Annotated in this window: 20 protein-coding genes and 2 pseudogenes; 3 read left to right on the top strand and 19 right to left on the bottom strand. The window is 39.0% G+C overall.

Going from position 1 to position 23,517, the window contains the following annotated elements; translation table 11 throughout:
* Positions 1-196: 196 nt before the first annotated feature.
* From BACCOP_RS10960 to BACCOP_RS10865, 19 genes and pseudogenes are all read right to left on the bottom strand, one after another.
* On the bottom strand, positions 197-1,537 hold the full coding sequence (locus BACCOP_RS10960) for a sugar phosphate nucleotidyltransferase (protein ID WP_005868865.1): 1,341 nt from the start codon (positions 1,535-1,537) through the stop codon (positions 197-199).
* 5 nt (positions 1,538-1,542) lie between these two features.
* Positions 1,543-2,679 (bottom strand): glycosyltransferase family 4 protein, encoded by a 1,137-nt coding sequence (locus tag BACCOP_RS10955; RefSeq protein ID WP_005868864.1) that lies wholly within the window; start codon positions 2,677-2,679, stop codon positions 1,543-1,545.
* Positions 2,676-3,254 carry an acyltransferase gene (locus BACCOP_RS10950; RefSeq protein ID WP_005868863.1) on the bottom strand — a complete coding sequence of 193 codons (579 nt, stop codon included), beginning with the start codon at positions 3,252-3,254 and terminating at the stop codon, positions 2,676-2,678. The genes BACCOP_RS10955 and BACCOP_RS10950 overlap by 4 nt, the downstream gene beginning before the upstream one ends.
* Positions 3,235-4,149, bottom strand: a complete 915-nt coding sequence (locus BACCOP_RS10945; RefSeq protein ID WP_005868862.1) for a glycosyltransferase family 2 protein — start codon at positions 4,147-4,149, stop codon at positions 3,235-3,237. The genes BACCOP_RS10950 and BACCOP_RS10945 overlap by 20 nt, the downstream gene beginning before the upstream one ends.
* Positions 4,150-4,177: 28 nt before the next feature.
* On the bottom strand, positions 4,178-5,266 hold the full coding sequence (locus BACCOP_RS10940) for an EpsG family protein (RefSeq protein ID WP_005868861.1): 1,089 nt from the start codon (positions 5,264-5,266) through the stop codon (positions 4,178-4,180).
* Positions 5,263-6,363 carry a glycosyltransferase family 4 protein gene (locus BACCOP_RS10935; RefSeq protein ID WP_005868860.1) on the bottom strand — a complete coding sequence of 367 codons (1,101 nt, stop codon included), beginning with the start codon at positions 6,361-6,363 and terminating at the stop codon, positions 5,263-5,265. The genes BACCOP_RS10940 and BACCOP_RS10935 overlap by 4 nt, the downstream gene beginning before the upstream one ends.
* Complete coding sequence (locus BACCOP_RS10930; protein ID WP_005868858.1) at positions 6,350-7,252, bottom strand: glycosyltransferase family 2 protein; 903 nt, start codon at positions 7,250-7,252, stop codon at positions 6,350-6,352. Before BACCOP_RS10930 ends, BACCOP_RS10935 begins: the two co-directional genes overlap by 14 nt.
* 234 nt (positions 7,253-7,486) lie before the next feature.
* The gene (locus tag BACCOP_RS10925) at positions 7,487-8,662 is read right to left on the bottom strand and encodes a glycosyltransferase family 4 protein (protein ID WP_005868857.1); all 1,176 of its coding nucleotides are present in this window, start codon (positions 8,660-8,662) and stop codon (positions 7,487-7,489) included.
* A gap of 2 nt (positions 8,663-8,664) precedes the next feature.
* The gene (locus BACCOP_RS10920) at positions 8,665-9,999 is read right to left on the bottom strand and encodes a glycosyltransferase (protein WP_005868855.1); all 1,335 of its coding nucleotides are present in this window, start codon (positions 9,997-9,999) and stop codon (positions 8,665-8,667) included.
* Positions 9,996-11,528 carry a lipopolysaccharide biosynthesis protein gene (locus BACCOP_RS10915; RefSeq protein ID WP_005868853.1) on the bottom strand — a complete coding sequence of 511 codons (1,533 nt, stop codon included), beginning with the start codon at positions 11,526-11,528 and terminating at the stop codon, positions 9,996-9,998. The genes BACCOP_RS10920 and BACCOP_RS10915 overlap by 4 nt, the downstream gene beginning before the upstream one ends.
* Positions 11,529-12,092: 564 nt before the next feature.
* Positions 12,093-12,536, bottom strand: coding sequence for an acyltransferase family protein (locus BACCOP_RS10910; protein WP_005868848.1), 444 nt, complete (start codon positions 12,534-12,536; stop codon positions 12,093-12,095).
* A complete protein-coding gene (locus BACCOP_RS10905) occupies positions 12,523-13,791 on the bottom strand; it encodes a nucleotide sugar dehydrogenase (protein WP_005868845.1) in 1,269 nt (422 codons plus the stop codon). The genes BACCOP_RS10910 and BACCOP_RS10905 overlap by 14 nt, the downstream gene beginning before the upstream one ends.
* A 22-nt stretch (positions 13,792-13,813) precedes the next feature.
* On the bottom strand, positions 13,814-14,791 hold the full coding sequence (locus BACCOP_RS10900) for an SDR family oxidoreductase (protein ID WP_005868843.1): 978 nt from the start codon (positions 14,789-14,791) through the stop codon (positions 13,814-13,816).
* Positions 14,792-15,029: 238 nt separating this feature from the next.
* Complete coding sequence (locus tag BACCOP_RS10890) at positions 15,030-15,746, bottom strand: tyrosine-protein phosphatase (RefSeq protein WP_005868841.1); 717 nt, start codon at positions 15,744-15,746, stop codon at positions 15,030-15,032.
* A gap of 87 nt (positions 15,747-15,833) precedes the next feature.
* The gene (locus BACCOP_RS10885; protein ID WP_008782414.1) at positions 15,834-18,224 is read right to left on the bottom strand and encodes a GumC family protein; all 2,391 of its coding nucleotides are present in this window, start codon (positions 18,222-18,224) and stop codon (positions 15,834-15,836) included.
* Between the two features lie 16 nt (positions 18,225-18,240).
* Positions 18,241-19,032 carry a polysaccharide biosynthesis/export family protein gene (locus tag BACCOP_RS10880; RefSeq protein ID WP_005868837.1) on the bottom strand — a complete coding sequence of 264 codons (792 nt, stop codon included), beginning with the start codon at positions 19,030-19,032 and terminating at the stop codon, positions 18,241-18,243.
* 12 nt (positions 19,033-19,044) lie between these two features.
* Complete coding sequence (locus tag BACCOP_RS10875; protein ID WP_005868835.1) at positions 19,045-20,166, bottom strand: MraY family glycosyltransferase; 1,122 nt, start codon at positions 20,164-20,166, stop codon at positions 19,045-19,047.
* Positions 20,167-20,240: 74 nt separating this feature from the next.
* Positions 20,241-20,819, bottom strand: coding sequence for a UpxY family transcription antiterminator (locus BACCOP_RS10870; protein ID WP_005868833.1), 579 nt, complete (start codon positions 20,817-20,819; stop codon positions 20,241-20,243).
* A gap of 870 nt (positions 20,820-21,689) precedes the next feature.
* Positions 21,690-22,169: pseudogene (locus BACCOP_RS10865) on the bottom strand (tyrosine-type recombinase/integrase); the annotation flags it as partial.
* Between the two features lie 79 nt (positions 22,170-22,248).
* On the opposite strand from BACCOP_RS10865, the gene BACCOP_RS10860 reads away from it, so the two are divergent.
* The 3 genes and pseudogenes from BACCOP_RS10860 to BACCOP_RS10850 form a co-directional block, all read left to right on the top strand.
* The gene (locus tag BACCOP_RS10860) at positions 22,249-22,617 is read left to right on the top strand and encodes a hypothetical protein (RefSeq protein ID WP_009131422.1); all 369 of its coding nucleotides are present in this window, start codon (positions 22,249-22,251) and stop codon (positions 22,615-22,617) included.
* A 1-nt stretch (position 22,618) separates the two neighbouring features.
* Positions 22,619-22,963, top strand: a complete 345-nt coding sequence (gene tnpB, locus BACCOP_RS10855; protein WP_007567398.1) for an IS66 family insertion sequence element accessory protein TnpB — start codon at positions 22,619-22,621, stop codon at positions 22,961-22,963.
* A gap of 88 nt (positions 22,964-23,051) precedes the next feature.
* A pseudogene (locus tag BACCOP_RS10850) lies at positions 23,052-23,463 on the top strand (hypothetical protein); the annotation flags it as partial.
* Positions 23,464-23,517 lie beyond the last annotated feature (54 nt).

The following is a 23,517-nucleotide window of genomic DNA, read 5'->3' as shown; positions in this document are numbered from 1 at the left end:
TGATATTTTATCATTTTACCGGCAAATACATTCCGAATGTTTTCCACATTGAGTACAATCTTGATCTTGTTGATAATAATCAATGCTATAGATTATCATTTCTTTTTCAATATGGATATCAGGTTGCCTAATTGAGGTTCGATAACTTTCTTGTAAACCAACTTCATTCTTTTGTCAGAGGTTTTAACGAAGGATTTTACCATTTATAGTCAAATTGTTCAATGTCTTCTTCTGCAAGTAGATTTCCGGACTGCACCTCGATGAACGTCAATTCAGAGATAGCCCTGACTGCATGTTTAACACCTTTCTTGATTGTAATCGTATCGCCTCTGCTGATAACCGACCTGATATCATCGAGTACCAGTTCTCCCTCGCCGTCGATAAACGTCCAGACTTCATCGCGATGGCGGTGTACCTGATAGCTGATACTCTTACCGGATTTGATTTTCAGTTGCTTGGTAAGTGATTTGTAACCGTCGGAAAACTCGGCGGTATCGACAACTTTGTATTCACCCCAGCGACGTTCTTCGAACATTGGCCGATGTTGTAGGCAGTCAGCGTAAGTTTTGATGTTCTCGCTTTTATCTTTGTCCGAAATTAGGATTCCATCATTTGATGCTGCGATAACTAGATTCCGTGTGCCAATGCACATGATTGGCAGTCCAAGTTCGTTGATGACGTGGGTATTTTCGGATTCTTCATCCATGACAACATTGCCCATGGTGTGTTCCGATAGTTCATCAGTCAACGTATTCCATGTACCAAGGTCTTTCCACTCTCCGGCAAAAGGTACGACGGCTACCGACTGCGCTTTTTCAGCGACTTCGTAGTCAAAACTGATTTTCGGAAATTCCCCATAGCGAGAACGAATTTCTGAAAAAGTGTCGGTTTTGATGTGTCGGGTTACAATATCTGTCATATACCCCAACCGAAAAGCGAATACGCCTCCGTTCCAGAAAGCACCCTCTGAAATAAGTTTCTCGGCAGTTATCATATCTGGCTTTTCCGTAAAGCGTGATACTTGAAATATTCCTTTGTTCTGTACATCATTGACTGGCACTACATATCCGTATTTTGCTGACGGATATGTGGGGTTAATTCCCATCAATACTAGTTCGGCTACATTGTTTTTCACTGCATCCGCTATCCTGCGAATCGTTTCAAAATAACCTGTTTCGGTATAAGGGTCGCAAGGCATGACGATTATAATCTCATCGGTGGAACATTTTCGTTTGTAGGCCAAATACGAGCTTGCGAGAGCGATAGCCGGGAATGTATCGCGACGCTCCGGTTCCGTAACTACAGGAATCTCTTCTCCAAGCTGGTTGATGATGATATCCCGTTGTGACTGGCTTGTTGCCACAGTAATCGAATCACAGATGCCGGTTTCTCGTAATTGCCGTACCACCCGCTGCACCATCGACTCTTTCGAGCCATCGGGCGCAGTCAACAGTTTGATAAATTGTTTTGACCGTGTATTATTGGAAAGCGGCCATAGGCGTTTACCAGAACCGCCGGATAACAGTATGATTTGCATAGATGTTATTTAATTCGATTTTTAATTTGCCGATAGTATTCTTCAAGCATCAATTTCCAAAATTTATTGCGTTCGTAACGTGATGTAATCATTGCCCTTGCATTCTTTGCCATTCTTTTTACCTCATTAGGATTATCCAAAAAATATTTCATGGCTTTATACAATGCGTGTTCGTCTTGTGGTGGAACAATTATTCCATTTTTGTTTTGAACAATTATTTCATTACAACCATTGATATCTGTAACGATTTGTGGTAATTCCAAGGCCCCAGCTTGCATGACAACATTAGGGAAACCTTCACGATAGGAGGGAAAAACAAAAGCCTCACACCCCATTAGATAGGGACGAACATCTTGTTGAAAGCCGACAAACTCAATGTGAGAATTTGTGCTAATCTCTTGTTTTACCCAATCATCAACCGGATAAAGGTTTTCTTCCATAAAGCCGATTAAACGTAATCCTATGTTAGGATAATCTTTCTGTAATCGAATAAAAGAAGCTACTAATTCATTGATTCCTTTCTCATAAAATATACGACCTACAAAACCAAACGTGAAATCGAAAGTTGAAATCTTAATATCTTGTGTAGCATTTCGCGAATAGAATGCCGTATCAATTCCATTTGAACCACCATTACCGATAACAAGCATTTTTTTAGGATTGCCGATCCCCATTGAACAAATAATATCACACATCTTTTGTGAATTGGGATATACATTTGTGGCACAAGCGTAAGTTAACCGTTCCGTAAAACGAAGAATTTGTTTTTTTATGCCCGTAGCCGTCGTCAATGGGAAGCCTGTTACCGTGTGCATACGGATCGGCACACGTGCTATCCATGCTGCTAACATACCCAAAAGACCAGCTTTGGGGGTGTGCGAGTGAACAATAGTCGGCTTCTCTTTGATAAAAAGTTTTACCAATTGGAAAAGAGTTATTAAATCGAAAATCGGATTTATGGCTCTTGACATTTTTACCGGAATACAACGTGCCTGTTGCTTCTGTAATTCCTCCCAACCTTCTCCTTTAGGGGCAACGGCAATGACATCGAAATATGCGGAAAAATAATTCAATTGACCTTGAAGTTGCCGGACTTGAAAATAAGCTGAATTTGTTATTTTGAATAATTTCTTTTTTTTCATTGAAAAGATTTTATTTTTTTTGCAGGAACTCCCCCATAAATAGAGAATGAGTCAACACTTTTATTAACCAAACTATTTGCGCCTATTATACATCTTGTATCAATGTGAACTCCACATAAAATCCTCACTCCACAACCAATCCATACATCATCATGGATAACTACCGTTTTTTTTAGGATTTCATTATATTTAATAGGTAAATTAAAATCAGAATAAGTGTGAGTACTTGTTAGTATTGAACTTGAATGGGCAATAGACACATTATTTCCGATCATCAATCCTCCGCTACATTCAAAATAACACATCGGATGAATACTGATATTATCTCCCAGTTCTAGTTTCTCTATGTTAGATATATATACATTTTCTTTAATTACAACATTATCACCGCATTTTTTTGCTAGATTTTTCACCAATATGTATCTAATCACAATACCAACTTTTCCTCCAATACCTCTTAAACTTACAAATAAAAAATTATTAAGTTTCCTAGGAAGATATGAATCTACTATAACGAATACCTTAATTAATGGTTTAATCCGTTTAAATAAAGTTCTACCGCTTAGATCCGACATGTCTAATATCTATATAATTGTTTTTTTTATCTTTCATATGAAACAAATAGCCAATAGGCATAAAAATAATATAACTAGAAATTCCTATTTGTTTTATTTTATTTTTCATTTTCAATTTAGAGCAAGGAGCAAAACGCCAGTAATTTATATGAGCTTTTATTTTTTTTAAATATGGAATATCTAGTGATGCCATTTCTGAATAAATTCTCATGGCATAATTAGGTGAATTCATTCTGTTTTTGATTGATGAAACAGATAAACCGTCTGATAAATACTCTGCGATGTATATTTTTTCATTAAAAAATAACATAAGGTAATTTTTTCCAATACGGTTTAGAACCAAACTTTCTGCACAAAATTTTTCTCCGGGTATATCGTCAAATAAATAATTTCTCAGGACTGATGTTTTAAAAACAAACGCAACATCCCCTTTTATATTTTTTATAATCCAATAGTTAATCCAAGAATCTTTTAAAATTTTCCATGTAACCTCTTTCCCTATACGAGAACCATCTGGAAAGCATTTCATACCACAAACTCCAGCAAATTTATCATTATTCTTTATATATTGATAATGAAAAACTATTCGTTCTATAGAGTCTTTTGTTAAATAGTCATCACTATCTACAATATAAAATAATTCTCCTTTTGCATGTAATACGCCATTGTTGATTGCTCTATGTTTTCCACCATTCTCTTGTTTGATGAAACGAATTAATATACGATCTTCATTTTGATAAGATTTTATAATTTCATCAATATCATCAGTGCTCCCATCGTCAACAATAATCCATTCAAAATTTTTATAGGTTTGAGACAACAAACTCTGATATAGATTTCCAATTAAATTCTTCCTATTATATACCGGTGTAAATACAGTAACTAAATCTTTCATAAAAATCTTTTTCTATTTGTTTTGTATTTTATTTTATCCACATTACATAAGTGAACATATAATAACATAGAATAATCCATTTTATTCGTTCTCCCTGGTTATTTATTAAGTTATCTTTTAGCAAGGGATATATCAATACTATAGGATAAAGAAACCAAGATAGATAAGCAAATCTGTTATTATACGGTACATGAATGGTCAATAGCCAGAACGCATTACTTGCTATATAAGTATTAAATAAACGGATAAACAATTTGTCTTCGTAGCAATATGTATAGATATATTTCACTCCTGCGATAATGGGTATCAAACTATAAATAATGAAGTCCCAGCGAAATCCAATATTAGAGAACATTTGCTCCATGCCTTTATAAGACATATTCAAATATTCAGACATCCTTTTATCCTGTTCAAACCAAGGAATGTTTGTCAACAAAGTGGAGAAAGAATCACGTGCAACAAGCATAAGCAGGAAAAACGTTCCCCATAAGTATAAGTAGTGTTTGGGATTATTTGAAAGTCGGGTCAGCAAGAAACAGCCAATTGGCAACATGACGGATTGATGGAAAAGACATGCTATAATCCAAACAGGAATTCGTTTAATATCGTTGTTTGGAACAAGAAAAGAGAAGATAACTAACGATGTAGCTATTCCGTTACGCAGTCCATTTACTCCGTATCCCCAAAAACTCAAAGAACAAACGAACAACACTAGTGCTACAGCATATTGTTGTTTGAATCGTTTCTTTAAAGCAAAGAAAACAGGCAATATATATAATGAGCAAAGAACAAACCAATACCCTTTTAAATTGACGAGTTGTGAAAGCCAATAGGTAAGATACTCAAAACCAATATCTCTATCTCTTATAGCAACCGTACCATAGAAGGCTTTCTTTTGGAAAGCCATGGCATAAGCTGAAGTATCTCCAAAGTAGTGATAATCGGTCGGTCGGAAAGTTACATGAACATATACAATCAAGAGTAAAGCAAGGCTAAATATCTGGTTGTTGATATAAGGCTGTCTTACTGTTTCTGCCCTGACCGGTTGAATAGCGATGTAAACAACTAATAGCAGCAACAAGTTGTAATATAAGGCTATATATAGACTAATACTCATAAAATGACATCACAAATTTGGTCCACATAATGTTCCCACGTAATTTTAGCTTCTATGCGCCGACGTGCATTACGACCTTCATTTATAGCAAGAGATTTATCGTCGATTAACTTAATGAGTAAATTCTCCAATTCTTCGTGGGCGTCCTGATGTATCAACCAACCGCCATTATTCTCCTCGACAGCATCGGGAATGCCACCTGTACGAGTACCTATAACGGCGGTTCCACAAGCTTGCGCTTCGGCAAAAACAAGCCCGTATCCTTCTACATTCCTATTATCCGCTTCTTCACGTGTACAGAGAATGAATATATGCGAGGCTGAATAGAAATCGCAAAGTTTATTATCATCAATGAAACCTTCAAATGATACAATATCTGACAATCCTAAATCGGTAACCATCCGCTCAAGTGCACTCTTATATTTTCCTTTACCTCCGAGATGCAATCGCACTTGTTGCTTATACTTTGCCGGTAAAGAAGCTATCGTCCGGATAATAAAATCATGTCCTTTAAATTTTTCCAATCGAGAAATAGAACAGAGGTGTAGCAAGCCATCCTTATATTTTTCACAAGTAGGGCGAAAATGAATTGCATCAACCGCTAACGGAATAGCGATTGTTTTAGCATTTGGAGAACAATGTTTTACTAATGTCTCTGTATAATGACTGTTAGCAATCACGCAAGAGGCGTTTCTTAGTATAAAACGTCGATAAGTAGGCCAAATACAGCGTCGGAAAAAACTCTTTCCGGCAAGATATTCGGCTCCATGTGCCAATATATAGGTTTCTCTGTTTGACAATAGAGACAGCATTCCCTCTGGATGATAATTCCCGGTAATTACAATATCACCGGGAACAGTTTTTTTGCGTAAATACTTCAATGTACGCAACTCCAATATTCCTCTTCTTCCATGCAATCTCACCACATTATTATCCTCCTCTGCATCGGTAGAAGTACTTTGGGGACAAATGACTGTAACATTCAGTCCTTTTTTCTCTAAATATTTTTTCAGTTCAAAACAAAGCCTTGCAATACCACCATTACTTGGTGGATAATCATAGGTTACAATAAAAATGTGTTTGTTAGATGTTTGCATAATGAGTATATTTAGGAGTTAGTTTTCCTTTTTTATAACCTTCTTTATAAGTTTTTGCAAAAAGTCTAAACAGTCCGGGATTGCGGTAAGTAAAAGCGTATGATGCAACAAGACGCAACAAATAGATGTAAGCAGTCGGCCTATGATACCATTTGAGATGACGGCTAATCAATAAAGCCCGGTTATGTACTAATGAAGCAATATAGCGATTGATATCCAGAACCCTGCAACCGCCTGTATCAGCAGCCAAGTGCCATACATGAGCATCATAATTAAAAAAAACTTTGTATCCAAGTTCCTTTACTCGTAAACATATTTCGGTTTCTTCATATAGAGCAGCTCCATAATTCAAATATTCATCAACACCACCAACTTCTAAAAATATGTCTTTTTTTATGCTATAATTTCCACCTCCGCCATGATCTACATATTCTTTATGATTAATGTGGAATCCCCGTTCTGGAGTTGCCGTATAGAAATGGAACTTGCCTACATTTTTCGATTTGGGATTATTCTTATATTTTTCTGTAATTCCCCCTGCCACTACTGCGATATCAGGTTGTGACAAGAACTTGTAATGCTCTTTGAGCAGGTTGCAGTCACACTCGATATCATCATCTAGAAATAGGATGTAGGCGTATTGTGTGTGTTGCACACCGAAATTACGAGCTTCAGGTAGCCCTCTAAATTCAGTCACATGATAGTACTTAATCAATGTATCACTATCTTTTGCACGACTATACATAGTACTGTCAATGGCTGCCGATTGGTCTACAATAATTATTTCATACGGCTCCCCAAAATCTTGCTCTATTAAGCAATCAACTGTACTTGCCAGATAATCAGCCCGATTAAGTGTGGGCAAAATAATGCTTATCCCTTTTTGCATAAGGCGTTTATGAATAATATGAATCAAGAGTTAAGAAATTAATCACTTCGTTTAGGAATTATACTCTATCAGAAATTTCACTATAATGAAGCATTTCTATATTTTACGTAGTTGTACTGAAATGTTTGACTTTCTTCAAGATGGCAATACAAAAAAAGCCTTAACTCCCCTTCGTATGAATATGTGATTTTATAAATAAAAAGTCCGTTTAAATTTTCTAATAAAGCAGTTGAGTTAGGATTCTTCTACATGATGTTTGGAGCTATCTCTTATAACTCGATTGTAAAATTCGATGTTTTGTGCCACTATCTCGTTGGTGTTGAATCTAGCAGTTGCATTTAGATAAGCCCTGTCGGCTTGTTCACACCTATAAATGGGATTCGAGATTAGCCGTTGCAAAGCCTCTGCAAATTCATCGATACGTTTCACCCTGCATTTGCAAACACAGTTACTGTCTCCTATAATCTCTTGAAAACAATCGATATCGGAACAAACAATTGCCTTCCGCAGTAACATTGCCTCCAGTAAGACCAAACCGAAAGTTTCTGCATGGCTTGGAAATATGCAAATATCGGCACTGTTAGCGTATGACATAGTCTTGTCATAAGGTAAGCGACCTAAATACGATACACAACCGATCGATTGCTTTGAAAAGAGAGATTTGCATTTTTCCCATGTCGAAGAACCATTCACTACTGCATCCTGTCCGATGAGAATGAGTTTGACATTGTCGTTTTGCTCGCATATCCTGTTGAAAATAAGAGGCAAATCAAGTACCCCCTTTTTCTCAACAATTGTCCCCCAATAAAGTATCGTTATTGTATTTTTGTTCATGTCACTAGATGAAAGAGGGGGCATGTTTATATCCACAGGATTATATATTACACATTTTCTCTTATTCGAAGACAGACTGAATAATTTATCCGTCAGGTCGAGAGCCTGTCGGCTAACTCCTATATAGGCATCAGAATTACGCAAAGCATTATATTCCATAAGCCGTACGTTCCATGGAGTTTTGTTTCCAGACAAATGATCGAAATACACATTTGAACCATGTAATCTTGTAACTACTGGTACAGATAAACTACAAAAAGCCAAAGGTCCCTCCCAGTCGATAGATTCAACGAGGTCGATGCCAATCTTTGCCACTAATAGATTTAACTTTTTATTTAGATACCTTCTATTGATAAAAGAAGAAAATGGAGACTTATGAGGCTGGTTTATAGGTATCACAGATATACCATCGTCCCACACAGTTTCTGTAAACTTATTGCCCCAATACACAACTGATACCTTCACACCAGTCTCACTCTTAACGATAAGATGAGACAAATGTTTGATAAAAATTCCGATTCCGCCACATTTCATACCCAATATCGGATATTCTGTAGTTAAAAACGCTATATGCATCTCTATTGTATTTTTTGGAAAATATCAATGAAAGATTTTGTTTGTTGCGATGCCAAGTAACGGCGGCAATATTCTTTGTTTGCCGTCATTGGAAATTTTTCGCTAAATACTTGTTTGATGACAGTAACACCTTGCTGAGGAGTATCTATAAAAATACCTATGCCTGCTTTTATCAATTCGGTTCGTGCTTCGCTAGTCATGGGCACCATTGCTAATACAGGCACTTGTAATGCGATATAATCGACCATTTTTGCGAAATTAGTCCACCATAAAGCCGTGTGTCCGGGAATAAGTACTGCTGCTTTTGCATTAACTATCAATTCATACAATTTACGCTGCGGTACATGATTGATATATTCCACGTTGTTACAGATTCCCAAATCATTGACAAATTCTTCCGTTTGTTTTTGATTGATATTCTTATTACCCACAATTTTAAGGGTGCAACCCTTGCCTTTTAATTCCTTAGAATTGACAGCTTCGGCAAATATTTTCAAGAAATTATCTTTATATTCATGGAGGTATTCACCCACGAATATTATATAATTCTCTTTTTCTCTATTTTGAAAAGAAGGCAAATAATCATCATCTACTCCAGTTGGAATAAAATATGATTTATTTGAGTATCGTCCCTCATATAAATCATTAAATATATTCAGGTATGCTCCCGACAGACCAGTAATAGCATCAGCGTATTTAAAAGTATCTTGTTCAATTTTCTTTTGCTTGGCAAAAACAGGAAAATAATCAGAATACATTCGCTTAGCGTATGTGGTAGGATCCCTGAAATCAGCAACCCATTTTACTCCGGTTAGATGTTTAAGTCGCATACCGATTCTATTTGAGGTAAAAGGCAGGCAAGTGGTATATATGATAGATATATCATGTTCTTTAATTATTTTTCGTCCCATCCTCACGGCACTTCTTTCCCAGAATCTAAAGCGGTCGGGAACTTGAATCCATCGGTCTAGTATATATTTATAAAACTTACCGAATAAAGATTGCTTGTTAGAGGTGACTGTATCCGTGCTTTTTGACTGTGCACCAATAGTTTTTGCTTTGGCTGTAATGGCTTTGAGTGAAGTATCTTCTCCTCCAAGCAACATTCTAAGGCCGCGCAATGTCGGTTCTATATAATTGGCTTGATAAATAGGCACGTCTTGGACTTCGTCCAACAAATCAGGATCTTCTAAATATAGATAATTACGATTAACCGTCAGTACTATCGGATTCCAACCTGTACGTTTAAGATATTTTACAAGTTTAAATGCCCTAAATACCGCAGCATGAGTCTGTGGCGGAAAAAAAGGAGTAATTATAAGTATGTTTTTATTCATCGTTTTAATTTGTTTAAAATCAATGCTTTTACTTTTTTCTTATTTTCTTTGTCTAATAGCACATAATAGGACAGAACAACCAATATTATTGAAGAACTAAGAGCCACGATAATCACTCTTGTAAAGGACTCAACCAAGATATGTTGTATGAGTAGGATTGCGGTAAAAGAAGGAATACTTATGAAAAGATTCACTACCATCGTTGTGAAGAAAAAACGTATCGGTTTGAAATCTTCAACATAATGATGGAGTGTATATGAGCAAACGATATAAATCAATAATGTGCTCACTATAGGCAATCCAAAAGCCCAAGTCAAGCCGATACCTTTACTAAACAATAACCAAAGTATCGGAATGACTGATAATGATACTGTCCCCGCCATAAATGAATAAAATTTCAAACGTCCGACAGCTTGTATTCCAATATATATAATATTATTATTCAATGATATGAAGCTTGAGACTATCAATAAAATACAGAATTCAATTGTATATGGAGGAACTTCCACGAGCCATAAATTCATTACATAATGTATTTCAGAGATAAAAGGAATAGCAACCAACAGATATAACACATTTGCCAAACAAGTAGTTTGCTTTAGTAATTGTATCATGGCATTGAAATCGGTCAATGCGTATTGCTTTATAATTTGCGGCCTCGAAGCCATTACCAAATTGGTTGATACTTGTTCAATCATCAGTTGCACAGTTGTTGCCAATCCGGCTGCGGCATTAACAGCTGTACTGCCAAATATATTAAGCAACATATTTGTTCCCTGTTGACGAGTAGTAAAGCAAATATTGGAATAAAGATTCCATCCTGAAAAGCTAAACAGAGAACGGCCGATAACCTTATTCCATTCCCAATTAATCCGGCATTCGTCATAATGCCTAATGCAATAAATGCGATATGTCATTGCAATCAAGAATGAAGATAAGAGCATAAGTCCTCCATATAAAATGAGCTTATCACATACTGTAATAAGTAGAAGTGTAGCGATCAGCAACTTCAACAGTGATCCAACAATTTCCACAATAGCATACACGTCCATTTTTTCGTGCGAAATAAGAGTCGCATTGTATGGAACTTGAGTGATGCTGACCATTGAGGAAATTATTGAAAATTGATACACCCAAACAGCTGCACTCATTCTCTCATCTGGAATGTTCAATTTTTCGAATAACAGCCAAAGTCCGACCGTTTCAGCCAAAAACAAGACTATAATTGCAATTCCTATATGTAATATAAAGGCTGTATTGAATGTTTGTTGGAGTTGTCGAGGGTCATTTTTGGCAAGTTCGACTGTAAGAAAGCGTGAAGTCGCTCCACTCATCGTTACATTCAAAAAGCTAAATAGGACAACAATACCGCCGACAAGTCCATAAATGCCATAATCATCTACACCAAGTGCATTTAACACGATCCGTGATGTATATAGTGATACAATCATGGACAGCAACATACGTGCATAAAGTGCCACTGTATTCTTGAATATTTTTTTATTATTTACGGACGATGTCTTATTCATAGCAAGCTTATGATCTTCCTAATACAGACGGAATGTATCTTTTTATTAAGGTTGTCGCAAAATAGCATATTGCAACAATGAGTGCAAATTCCAATATGGTCCAACTGTAGTTTACAAGATGTAACTTATTGCGCACGATCCAGAATGTATCTACAAATAATATATGTAGCCCCAATAATGCCAAACTGTTAATTCCACACCAAATCAATATTTTATCCAATGGAATAAGTTTCAGCTTTCTCGAATTAAAATATGAATTGATAAACCAATAAAAATTCATAATAAAAACCATTGAAAGCAACAATAGATGCAATGGAAAATTGTTTGATTTTAAGTCAACGTAAGAGGGAAATAGAACGATGAAAACAATGGCGATAATAAGCAAGAATAATGAGTATATCGGTGAAACCTTCATGCCGTACCATTTGTTCCGCATGAAGCAAAAACCAAGATGGTAATAAATCAAGGTAGACATTGTTGTGTCAATAAAATATGGCAAATCAATGTTATTAGCATTTAACCAATATCCTACTCCATATAATAATATACATAATGCGCTGATTGTTAATGCTTTATTGTAGGGGTGATTTTATGTATCAATAAATAAACGAATGAAACCTCGAACAAACAAATTAAAAACCAAATTACATGAAATAAAATAAAAGAGTTTTCATCACCGAGAAAACCATCAAACATACTCGTTACAGGGAGCGAGATCGCTTTTGCCCAATTATGAGTTTCGTTAAGTTTCAAAACGAACAAATATGCGAACAACAAAAAGGCAAAAAAGGCCCAAGGAATCAGTAATTGTCTGGTCTTTTTTGCAAAAAACTCTCTCAAACTGATTGGACGAAAGAAACAGCCTGACACAAAAAAAAAAAGGGGCATGTGAAAACTGTAAATAACGGTTTTCAACATGTAAGGGATTTGTATATGACCAAGGATGACCAATAAAATTCCTCCCCCTTTCAATATGTCAAAGGAGACAATCCGATTAGAGTCTACCATCTACAACGTTTTTTTCAAAGATAGCTTTAACATCGAATATGACGTGTTGAGCATTTAGTAACGTTTTTACATCAAAGCCTATAAACTGTTCGTGTGCTACAGCTATAATTGCCGCATCGAATTTCTTATCCAAAGGATGTTGGTTCGTTACCGAGATTCCATATTCTCGCATAACTATATCAGGATTGGCCCAAGGATCATATACGGTGATATGTACGTTATACTCTCGCAAAGCATTGTAAATATCTATAACCTTTGTGTTCCGCACATCAGGACAGTTTTCTTTAAAAGTAAACCCTAATATGAGGATATGAGAGTTGAGCACCTGTATTCCTTTCTTCAGCATCAATTTCGCAACTTGGTTGGCCACATATTCCCCCATACCGTCGTTCATTCGGCGACCGGCTAAGATTATCTCAGGATTATAACCGTGACGTTGTGCACATTGAGCCAAATAATACGGATCAACTCCAATGCAATGGCCTCCAACCAGCCCAGGCTTAAATGGCAGGAAATTCCATTTGGTAGAAGCTGCTTCCAGTACATCCTGTGTATCAATGCCCATTTTAGTAAATATCTTGGATAGCTCATTCACAAATGCGATATTGATATCACGCTGTGAGTTTTCTATTACTTTGGCTGCTTCCGCTACTTTCATCGTAGGAGCGAGATGTGTACCGGCGGTAATTACAGAAGCATATACCTCATTTACTTTCTTACCTATTTCAGGCGTAGAACCGGAAGTAACCTTTTTGATTTTTTCTACTGTATGAAGTTTATCTCCCGGATTTATACGTTCAGGGCTATAGCCAGCAAAGAAATCTTCATTAAATTTCAATCCGGACACTTTTTCCACAACCGGGATACATTCGTCTTCTGTAACACCTGGATAAACAGTAGATTCATACACCACAATATCCCCTTTGGAGATTACCTTACCAACAGTTGTGCTGGCACCGTAAAGCGGAGTCAAATCCGGATTGTTGTTTTTGTCTACCGGAGTGGGAACGGCAACTACATAAAAATTGTAATCACGGATTTCCTCTATATTGGCAGTACACTTAAAACCATTGGCAAGGGCAGATTGGAGTAGTTCATCTGACACTTCGAGTGTCGCATCATGACCTGCCATCAAAGCAGTCACACGAGCTTGGTTCATGTCAAAACCTATCGTTTTATACTTTGTCGAGAAAAGACGAGCCAAAGGGAGCCCTACGTAACCAAGACCAATTACGCAAATTTTAGTTTCATTCATAATTTCATCTGTTATTATTACTTTAAATATTCTTCCAATACCATTTGACAGCCTCTTTCAAACCGTCACGCATACTGTATTGAGGATTGTAACCTAAAAGGGATTTTGCTTTATCAATACATGCCAAGGAATGGGGAATATCCCCCAAGCGGTTGGGACCATGAATTATTTTCACGTTGGCAATTTCGGGGTCAAATTCACTCAAAAATTCTTTCAAGTAACCGACCAACTGGTTTAATGTGGTGCGTTCTCCGAAAGCAGTATTGTATACTTGGTTGGTTGCATTCGGATTTGTCGTGGTCATAGCCAGCATGTTCATTTGAATCACATTGTCTATATAAGTAAAATCGCGGCTATATTCACCATCTCCGTTAATGACAGGACTCTCATGAGCCATGAATTTCTTAACGAACAAAGGAATCACCGCAGCATATGCCCCGAATGGATCTTGACGACGACCGAAAACATTGAAATATCGTAAGCCGATACATTCCATTCCATAGGTTTTGGCAAACACATCGGCGTAAAGCTCGTTTACATACTTTGTTATGGCATAAGGCGAAAGCGGTTTACCAATCACATCTTCTACTTTGGGAAGAGACTGACTGTCTCCATATGTAGAAGAACTTGCTGCATATATAAAACGCTTTACATTGGCATCGCGAGCGGCTGTCAGCATATTTAAGAATCCCGATATATTAGTTTCATTTGTAGTTATAGGATCTTTGATAGAACGTGGAACTGAGCCTAATGCTCCTTCATGCATAACGTAATCTACATTTTCTACAGCTTTCTTACAATCGTTCAGATTCCGTATATCTCCTACGATAAGTTTAAACTTATTCGGATATCGTTGTAGAAATGGAAAAATGTTTTCAGGTTTACCTGTGGAAAAATTATCCAAACAGATTACATCATAGTCGTGAGCCAATAAATACTCACATAAATTGGAGCCGATGAATCCCGCTCCACCAGTAACTAAAACTTTTGTTAATGACATATGGATTGTTGTTTTATGTTGAAGTTGCAAGCCTATTGCTTGATAGGGGTGTAATGATTTATTTTAAGACTGGTTTGGATAAAAGAGAGATTGTGTGTATCTGCTCCAAGTCGATTGTTACAATTTCCATTGAATTCCAGCCTGTTGGATTTTTTTGTATGTATTTTATGCAAATCCACCTAGAGAGAAAAAGTTAAACAGAATCTACAGGTCTTAATAACCGATAATTATAATCTATTTAAACTATAACAGTCTGACTATCAATTAAACAGTTTTGTATATTTTTTGTAATACTCGTACAAATGAACTTTTGAAATATATTGTAATTGTGAATGTCCGTTCCTATATGAGTAATAGCCTTTTCTTTTAATAGCAGCATGGCTTTTTTCTTAATCCGGTTGCCATACATACCCGCTATTGACGGAAGATTGAACTGAAACTTCACTCCCATGTCTTTTAATTGTTGATAATCCGACTCACCCATATAAACATACCGTTCCGGATGGGCAAGAATGGGATAATAGCCTTTAGCCTTGATGCGGAGCAGAATGTTGTTCAATCCCATCGGAGGGTTAAAGTAGGAGGTTTCCACCAGTAGATGGTCACCGCTTTCACCCAAGGGCAGCAGATCGTTCTTTTCCAACCGTTCCTCGAAGAGGTTGTCAAGCATGTTCTCTGAGGCCAGATGCAGTTTTATCGGACCGCTATAGGTGGCTTGAAGTTCAGCGTAACGCTCCCGGAGGTGCAGTGTGGTGTTGGGCATATCTTCCATGATATGCGGTGTAAGCCATACGGATTTTATGCCCAACTCTTCATACAGGCGCAGTATTTCCAATGCTTCTTCCATCGTCTGCACACCGTCGTCCACACCCGGCAGAATGTGCGAGTGACAGTCGGTAAAATTCTTGAATATACCGCTATCTTTCAGCGATATACGTTTCCTGAATGGCCACACAATGATACGAGTATTTTTATATAAAACATTTTATTTTTTTTAATTAATAATCATCCATTTATCCCCACCCTGTTTTCCGTCGGAACCTTAGTGGTATCCTGAGCCGTAACCGTAGTGATAACCATATCGATAGCCATAACGGTATCCATAGCGACCGCCACTTCCCTCGGTCCCGTTCAAGATCAGGGACATGTTCTTGTATTTTTTCTCCTCGTAGATTTTCTCCAATTCAGCAAGCATACTCCGTTCAAGTAATCCTGCACGAACTACGAAAACGGTACGGTCGGCCAGTTTCTCAATAATTTGCGTGTCGGCCACCAGTTCAACGGGCGGACAGTCGATCAGCACATAGTCATATTGCTCCCTTACAGTATCGATTGTCTGCTTTAACCGCTCGTCGAACAATAATTCCGTTGGGTTAGGAGGAATCGTTCCCACGGGTAGTATATCCATAGATTTATGTTTCGGATCGGGTACGATGATCTCATCCAGATTATCGATACGACCTCCCAGATAGTCGCTCAATCCCTTGTCAGGAGAGTCGATATAGGATGATGCAGAGGCGTGGCGCAGGTCTCCGTCGATTACCAGCACTTTTTTTCCTTTGATGGCAAGGCTCACGGCGATGTTCATGGTCAGAAACGATTTGCCGCTGCCCGGATTGAATGAGGTCATGATGATGACATTCGAAGTCTTGTCCTTGCCGGTCATAAATTCCAGGTTGGTACGCAATACGCGGAATGCCTCGTTGATGATGTCACGGTTGCCCTCCTTGACGATAACGGCCTTGACTTCCTGCGGTTTCTTTCCTAATATCCCTTTTTTCTTTCTTGTGAACAGCGGAATTTCACCGATGAACGGTATAGTCAGGTTTTCCAGGTCTTTCCTTCCCCGTACACGGGTATTCATATTCTCGCGCATGAAGATAATGACTATCGGAATGAGCAGCCCCAGAGCGAATGCGACCATAAAGATATTTTTATGCACAGGGGATGTCGGCAACATGCTGCCGTGTGGCGGGGTAACAATGCGGGTATTATAAGCCGTGAACGCCTGTGAGAGTTCGTTCTCTTCACGCTTTTGCAACAGGAATAGGTAAAGAGCTTCCTTTACCTTCTGTTGGCGCTCCACCGAAAGCAGGTACTTGGCCTGTGTTGGGTTGGCCGCTATACGTGATGTCGTCTGTTGCTCCGTCTGCCGCAAACTTTTTATCTGCGAATTCAAGGTCACTATCTGATTGTCGATAGATCTGATTATCGCCCCACGCATGGATGCCAGAGCCTGATCCATATCCACGACCAGCGGATTTTCCGTGCTGCTGTTCGCAACCAGACTGTTGCGCTGCAACAGTTGCTTGTTGTATTCGGCAATCTGCGATTCAATATTGGCGCTTTCAATGCCGGAGTTGGCCGGAAGCAGTTGGGTACGGTTGGCATCGTTGGCTAAATAGTTCCGGATGTAACGGGTCATATAAAGCTGGTTGTTCAGGGACAGGATCTGCGCGTTGGCCGCACTGCTTTGAGCCATATACATACTCGATGCCGCCTGCACGTCGGGCAACAGATGTTCTGACTTGTAAGAGGAGATATCCTCGTCCACATTTCCCAGTTCCCGTTCGATTACGCCCAGACGCTCGTTGATGAACATTGAGGTGCTGACAGCGATCTGGTTTTTGTCCTTCACCCAATTCTCGTTATAAACGGAAATCAACATGCTCAATACATCTTCTGCCCGCTGTGTGGAGTTATCCTTGAATGACAAGTCTATGACTGACGCTTTCTCGCTGTTCAATGAAACGGACAGATTGGACGAGCAGGAGTTGACGGCGTTATACAGACTGGATTTGCCTACATATAATGTATATGCCTCGCCTTTCACGTAATTGGGTGTTGTATGGATAATGATTTTTCCCAATGGCGTAGTGATGGAGTCGAGCAAGCTTCCCTTTACGTCCTTTTCTTCAAGATCTGTCCCGTTACGTATAAAGTCGGATAGGTATAACGTACCGTCCGGCTGTATTTCCAACGTAAAACCGGCTGATTCATTCTCAGGCAAGTCATTTATCGTTACATCCACCGGTAATGTCAGTCCATAGGCTACCTGACGGTGGAATTTTCCCCGAACGAAGTAATTCATATCCAGACGCAACCGTTTAACCACTTCGGTCATTAAAGACGGTGATCGAAAGGTGATGAGTTCGTTATTCACATTTGTACCGGATTGAAACAGCCCGAACTCCGAGAAGGATTCCAAATCCGAGGAGACCGACTTGCCTTTGGAATCCTCTTTGATCAATACCGAAGCGGTACGTGTATATACGGCAGGAGTGCGTAACAGATAGGCAGTAGCGGCACCGATCGTTACCGCTAAAGACAAGACGAACCACTTCCATCTTGCGAGGCACAGGTATAACAGGTCCTGTATTCGCAGGAAATCATCCTGCTGCCCCGGTTTTATATTCTTTTGATTTACGGTCATCATATCTGATTCTATATTATTTTACAATCAACACGGTAATGGTCGTCAGCAACGAGGCCAATGACATCCAGAAAGAGGCTGAGCGGACGTTATTGCCGTTGACGGTCGCCTGCCGTGCTTTCATTGAGTTGGGTTCCACATAAACGATATCGTTCTGCTGCAAATAATACACAGGAGAGGCATAAAGGTCATATCCCGAATTCAGGTTGACCTGATACAGGGTTTTTTTCCCGTTTTCCTCCCGTTGTACCAGCACGTTTTCCCGTTTCCCATAGACGGTAAGGTCCCCGGCCATGCTTAAGGCCTCCAAAAGTGTCAGCTTGTCCTTTTCGATATTGAAACGTCCGGGGGTGGCAACCTCGCCCAACACTGAAACGGTCAGGTTCATAAACTCCACTGTAACAACGGGGTCTTTCACGAGATTCTTTGAAACCAATTCCTCTTTTATATACGAGGCGATCTCCGCGCGTGTCATTCCTGCCACATGGATATGTCCCAGCACAGGAAAATCAATATCCCCATCCTTATTTATTGTATATCCTGATATTCCCTGACTATTGGATGTACCTGATGTCGTACCAATCTGTCGGGATATGATCGGAAGGTTGAAAAGGTTCATTAATAAGGGGTCTTTGCTGTTGACCTGTATGGAAATCTTGTCTTCTGGACGTATCCGGATTTCCAGCGGGTTCAAGACTTGCTCTGCGGTACCCCGTTTCAGGTCCGTGAAATAAGCGACTTTCGGTGTGGCACATGATCCCAATAGAAAGGCCACGGTTAATAAGGATAAAATGTATCTGATTTTCATATTTATTGATTTTTATTTGTTGGTTTTCTGTTCCGATTGAAGTTGTGCGATAGATTTTGTCAGCCTGATGTTGGCGAGAGTCCATATCAATATATCACCCAAAACGATCCAGTTCACATTGAGATAAAGGGACAGAAGAATATTGAGCAGTATGAATATAGTTGACACGGAAACAATGATGATCATGGTATTGCGCTGCTTTATTCCGAGAGCAAGCAGCTTATGGTGGATATGGTTCTTGTCCGGCAGGAACGGGTTCTTTCCGTTGCGTACCCGATGCAGGTAAACCCTGACCACGTCACAGCATGGAACCAGCAAGGGTGAGAAGGCCAGCACCATCGGATGTACATTTCCTGTATTATCGTCTAGTCCGCACATGGTCAGTTTGAGACTGAGGAAACAGAGCATCATGCCGATGGTCAAACTGCCTGTGTCGCCCATGAAGATCTTCCTTCCGTGTTTGGCGTTCCCGAAAACATTGTAATAGAAGAATGGTACCAACACTCCCAATGTGGCAAACGCCAGCATGGCATAAACATACTGATGGAGCATAAAGAAAGTCAGTCCATAAAATAGGCAGGCGATACTGCATAGCCCGGAAGCCAGCCCGTCAATGCCGTCAATCAGGTTGATGGCATTGATGATGAAGACCACGATCAGGATGGTCAGGGGATATCCTAACCATAACGGCACCGCATGGATGCCCAGAACACCGTATAGGTTGTTGATATATACCCCACCGGCAATAAGCATCACGCCGCACAGAATCTGGATGACAAACTTGGCACGATAACGGATACCGATCAGGTCATCGGCCATGCCAACCAGATATAGTACCATGATGGAGCAGAAAGCAAAAGCCAAAGAGCACACGTCGTTCCCGATTTCGGACAATATCTCCGAATGTCCCAGCACCATATTGATTCCTAGCAACAGGGCTATGGTGAAAAACACTACCGGCTTGAATGCGATACCACCCAATCGGGGCACCGCACAATGATGTACCTTCCGCTCATCGGGAAAGTCGAACAATTTCTTACGGAAAGCGATTAGCAGAATCTGGGGAATGACGATACCCGCACAGAGAACACAAAGCAAAAATGCCAGTGAACAATTTACAATCCAAAAATACATATATTCAAATATTATTTTATTTGTGTAAGGCCACGAGGAAGGGGAACTTCATCATCTCCTTTTTGTGTCATCTCTCAAAATTTGTCACAATCGGAATCATTGATGACTTCAATCAAATCGGGATGAACTTCTACCGATATACCCATAATCCCTTCAAGCATCACAACCACCCGGCGGCGACGTTTTCCTTTCACCCGCATGAATACGCCCTTTACTCCATTGAACTTGCCACCGTAAATACATATGTGGGTACCTTTCCGTATGTCAATCTCTTCCGGTTTATAATAAATAGTGTTTTCTTCATACTGCGAGGCAATCTTGATAAAGCTCTCCATTTGCTTATCCGGCACCACGATATATTTCAGTCCCGTGCTTTTCTCCCACATCATGAATTGTAAGAAATTATATTTTTTTTTGAAATCCGTGATCTGTTTTCGGGAAGCATGCACGAAGACGAGATTCGGGATGACTGGTACAAGCCTTTTGGATTTCACTCCGTGATAGACCCTTACGGCATAGTGTTTCGGTATGAAATACTCTAGACCATCCTTGCCTTTGAGCATCTCTTCCGCCTTTTTCTCGTTTTTATAAGCGCTCATGGCGAACCATTGGATTCTAGTTAGATCTTCCCTTGTGGTTATGGGAGTACTCATTCGTCGTGTGTTTTTTAGTTATTACGGCAGGTCAAGATATACCCATAGTTCATCCCAACTTATGTATTGGTCTGTATTATAGTAATTTATGTCTTTTTTGGCTGTCATATCAACCATTCATGCCGTCTTTTATCTTGCCGCATTCCTATTTTTCTCCATAAGAGAAATAGAGGACATAAATATTTAACATATATAATTGATTTACAGGGATTATTCGCTGTAAATACAATCTAGTTTACTCAACATTTGTTATGTAACCACGACATTTAACGAGGTGGCTATTAAGGTTTTTCTTTGTTTTATGCTATTATGTTCAATAATTTATGTATTTTTGCATATTCAAAACATTTCTCTTATGGAGAAAACCGTCATTTATTCAATCTTTTTCAAGCAAGAATTTTGTACTTTCACGGGGCTTTTTCCTTTCTGAATCCATCTTGTCATACAACTGAAAGTATAGGGTATATACTTGTTCATTATATTCCTATGGCATTCGTATAGGAAATTTCTCCTATTTTCGGTGTTTCTCTTTCTGAGAGAAATGGGGTGATTGGTATTTTGATGTATATCAAATATTTATAAGATTGGTATAATCAATTTGCTCAACAAATAATCAGTTTTTTCTAATCATACCTCTTATTTTTTATGGTATGACTAATATTTTTCTTCTGATTTTTAGTGTTTTTTGTGTTATCTTTTGTACTTTTGCATTTACAAATCTTTCTCTCAGAAAGAAAACTTCAATTTGTATAACATAATTCCAACTTATTTTTTGTCAGATAAATAAAAATAATAATTGCCATAGAATAACAGCGGGCCGATTGGGCACGTATGCTGAAACCTATGGCGTAAACTGTTTTATAATGTGAATTAAAGTGTATTTAAAATAATACTGTTCGCTTTATCCACTACGGAGGTGTCTAACGATGCAAGATAAATCCGTGTAGTGCTTTCTGAATCATGTCCCATAGCTTCGCTGATGGTAGCCAACGGAATGTTTTTGCTTCTGGCGATAGAAGCCCAGGCGTGACGTGCCACATAACTCGTCAGCGGAATAGGAAGGCCGATTTGTTTTCCCAATTTCTTTAGTTTTGAATTCACCAGCTGGGCTGCATTCTTGTATTGTTTCCGTTCATCCGTTTTTGCGTCGAGAATGATCGGCAATAGATAAGAAGAACCTATGGTATCGTATTTATCTATGATTTCTTGCATGGGCTTTTCCCATTTGATTACTAGCTGTTGGTTGGTCTTTTTTCTGCGATATGATAAAAAACCGTTTTGCAAATTACTTTTCTTTAGATAAGCCATGTCTATAAATGACATCCCTCGGGTATAAAAACTGAACATAAAGTAACCATTCTATTTTCCGCCTTGACACGCATGTTCCCTAAACCTACCTTTGCGCCGTAACCCTTAAACAACAATGATTATGGCAAAAGAAAAAGTAAACTACCAGGAGGTATATGACCTCTATCAGTTATGCAGTGAGACCAAGGATCTTCGTGAGTTCTGTGCGGATTATGGAGTAAATTACGACAAGTTCATGAACTGGCAGCGTCATCAGCTATGGAGCGAAAAGTTAGGCAAGACAGTCCAGGTTGAGCAGCCCAAGGTTGCCAAAGTCCGGATAACCGGCAAGCCTTGCAACAGTCCAACCGTAAAGTTGGAGGTGAAACAACCTGAAGGTGAATCTCCGATTAAGTGGGTAAAACTGCAATTGACATCAGGTGCCACATTGTTCCTAAGAAATACCACAGTTCTTGATTTGAGTCTGTTGCTTAATAAAATGATAGGATGATATGCTTGGACTTAGCGCTAACCTGAACTATTACCTGTTCAACGGTAATGTGGATTTGCGGAAAGGAATCTTCCGCCTGTGTGAGAGTATAAGGGAAGAGATGTCACTTGACCCGAGCGATGCATCCAATGTATATATGTTCATGTCCAGGAACCGAAAAGTTGTGAAAATACTTCATTATGAACGCGGATTTTATGTGCTTTACGAGAAACGTCCTGTCATGGGGAGATTCAAGAAACCTGTGTTTGATGAAGTCTCCAAATGCTACCGGATACAATGGTCGGACATGGCCTATCTTACGGAAAGTATAGTAGTTGACAAGATGTACGTCAGTCCGAAAGATTAATATTAATACATTGATTATCAATAAAAATAATATAAGAATAAACGATAAAAAGTTTGCGTAACTGCCTGATTTTTCGTACCTTTATATCATGATTGATGAAAGGGCATACGAGTTACTTTGCTGCCAACTGGGTCTGGCGAATGAGGAAAAGGCGGGGCTTCGCAAACAGGTAAACGAACTGATTGCGAGGCTTAAGGCTATTGAAGAATCAAACAAAGAGAACTCCAAGGCTCTGGTTGATACAATCAATGAGTTGTCCACAACAGTCGAGAATAATCGAAAGGAAATGGAACTTATGAGAAAGCAGCTTGAGACAAAAGACGAGGTGAACATGATGCTTGCAAATGAGATATCCAATCTCAGGCTTCAACTTGAGGACAGCAGGAAACACCGTTTCGGCCGTACCTCAGAGCAAGAAGGCTGCTGAACAACCGTAACATTGACAGTCTGCAATGGAGAAGTCCGAGTACGACGGTTCTGGCAGAAAGGTGATGATGATATAGACCGATGGTAACGGTACCGGCAGCAATAACCTCCTTCCGGTAACGTACCTG

It is taken from the genome of Phocaeicola coprocola DSM 17136, from assembly GCF_000154845.1.
Lineage (GTDB): Bacteria > Bacteroidota > Bacteroidia > Bacteroidales > Bacteroidaceae > Phocaeicola > Phocaeicola coprocola.
The sequence above is the reverse complement of the archived record's forward strand: the minus strand, read 5'-3'. Positions and strand labels throughout refer to the sequence as shown.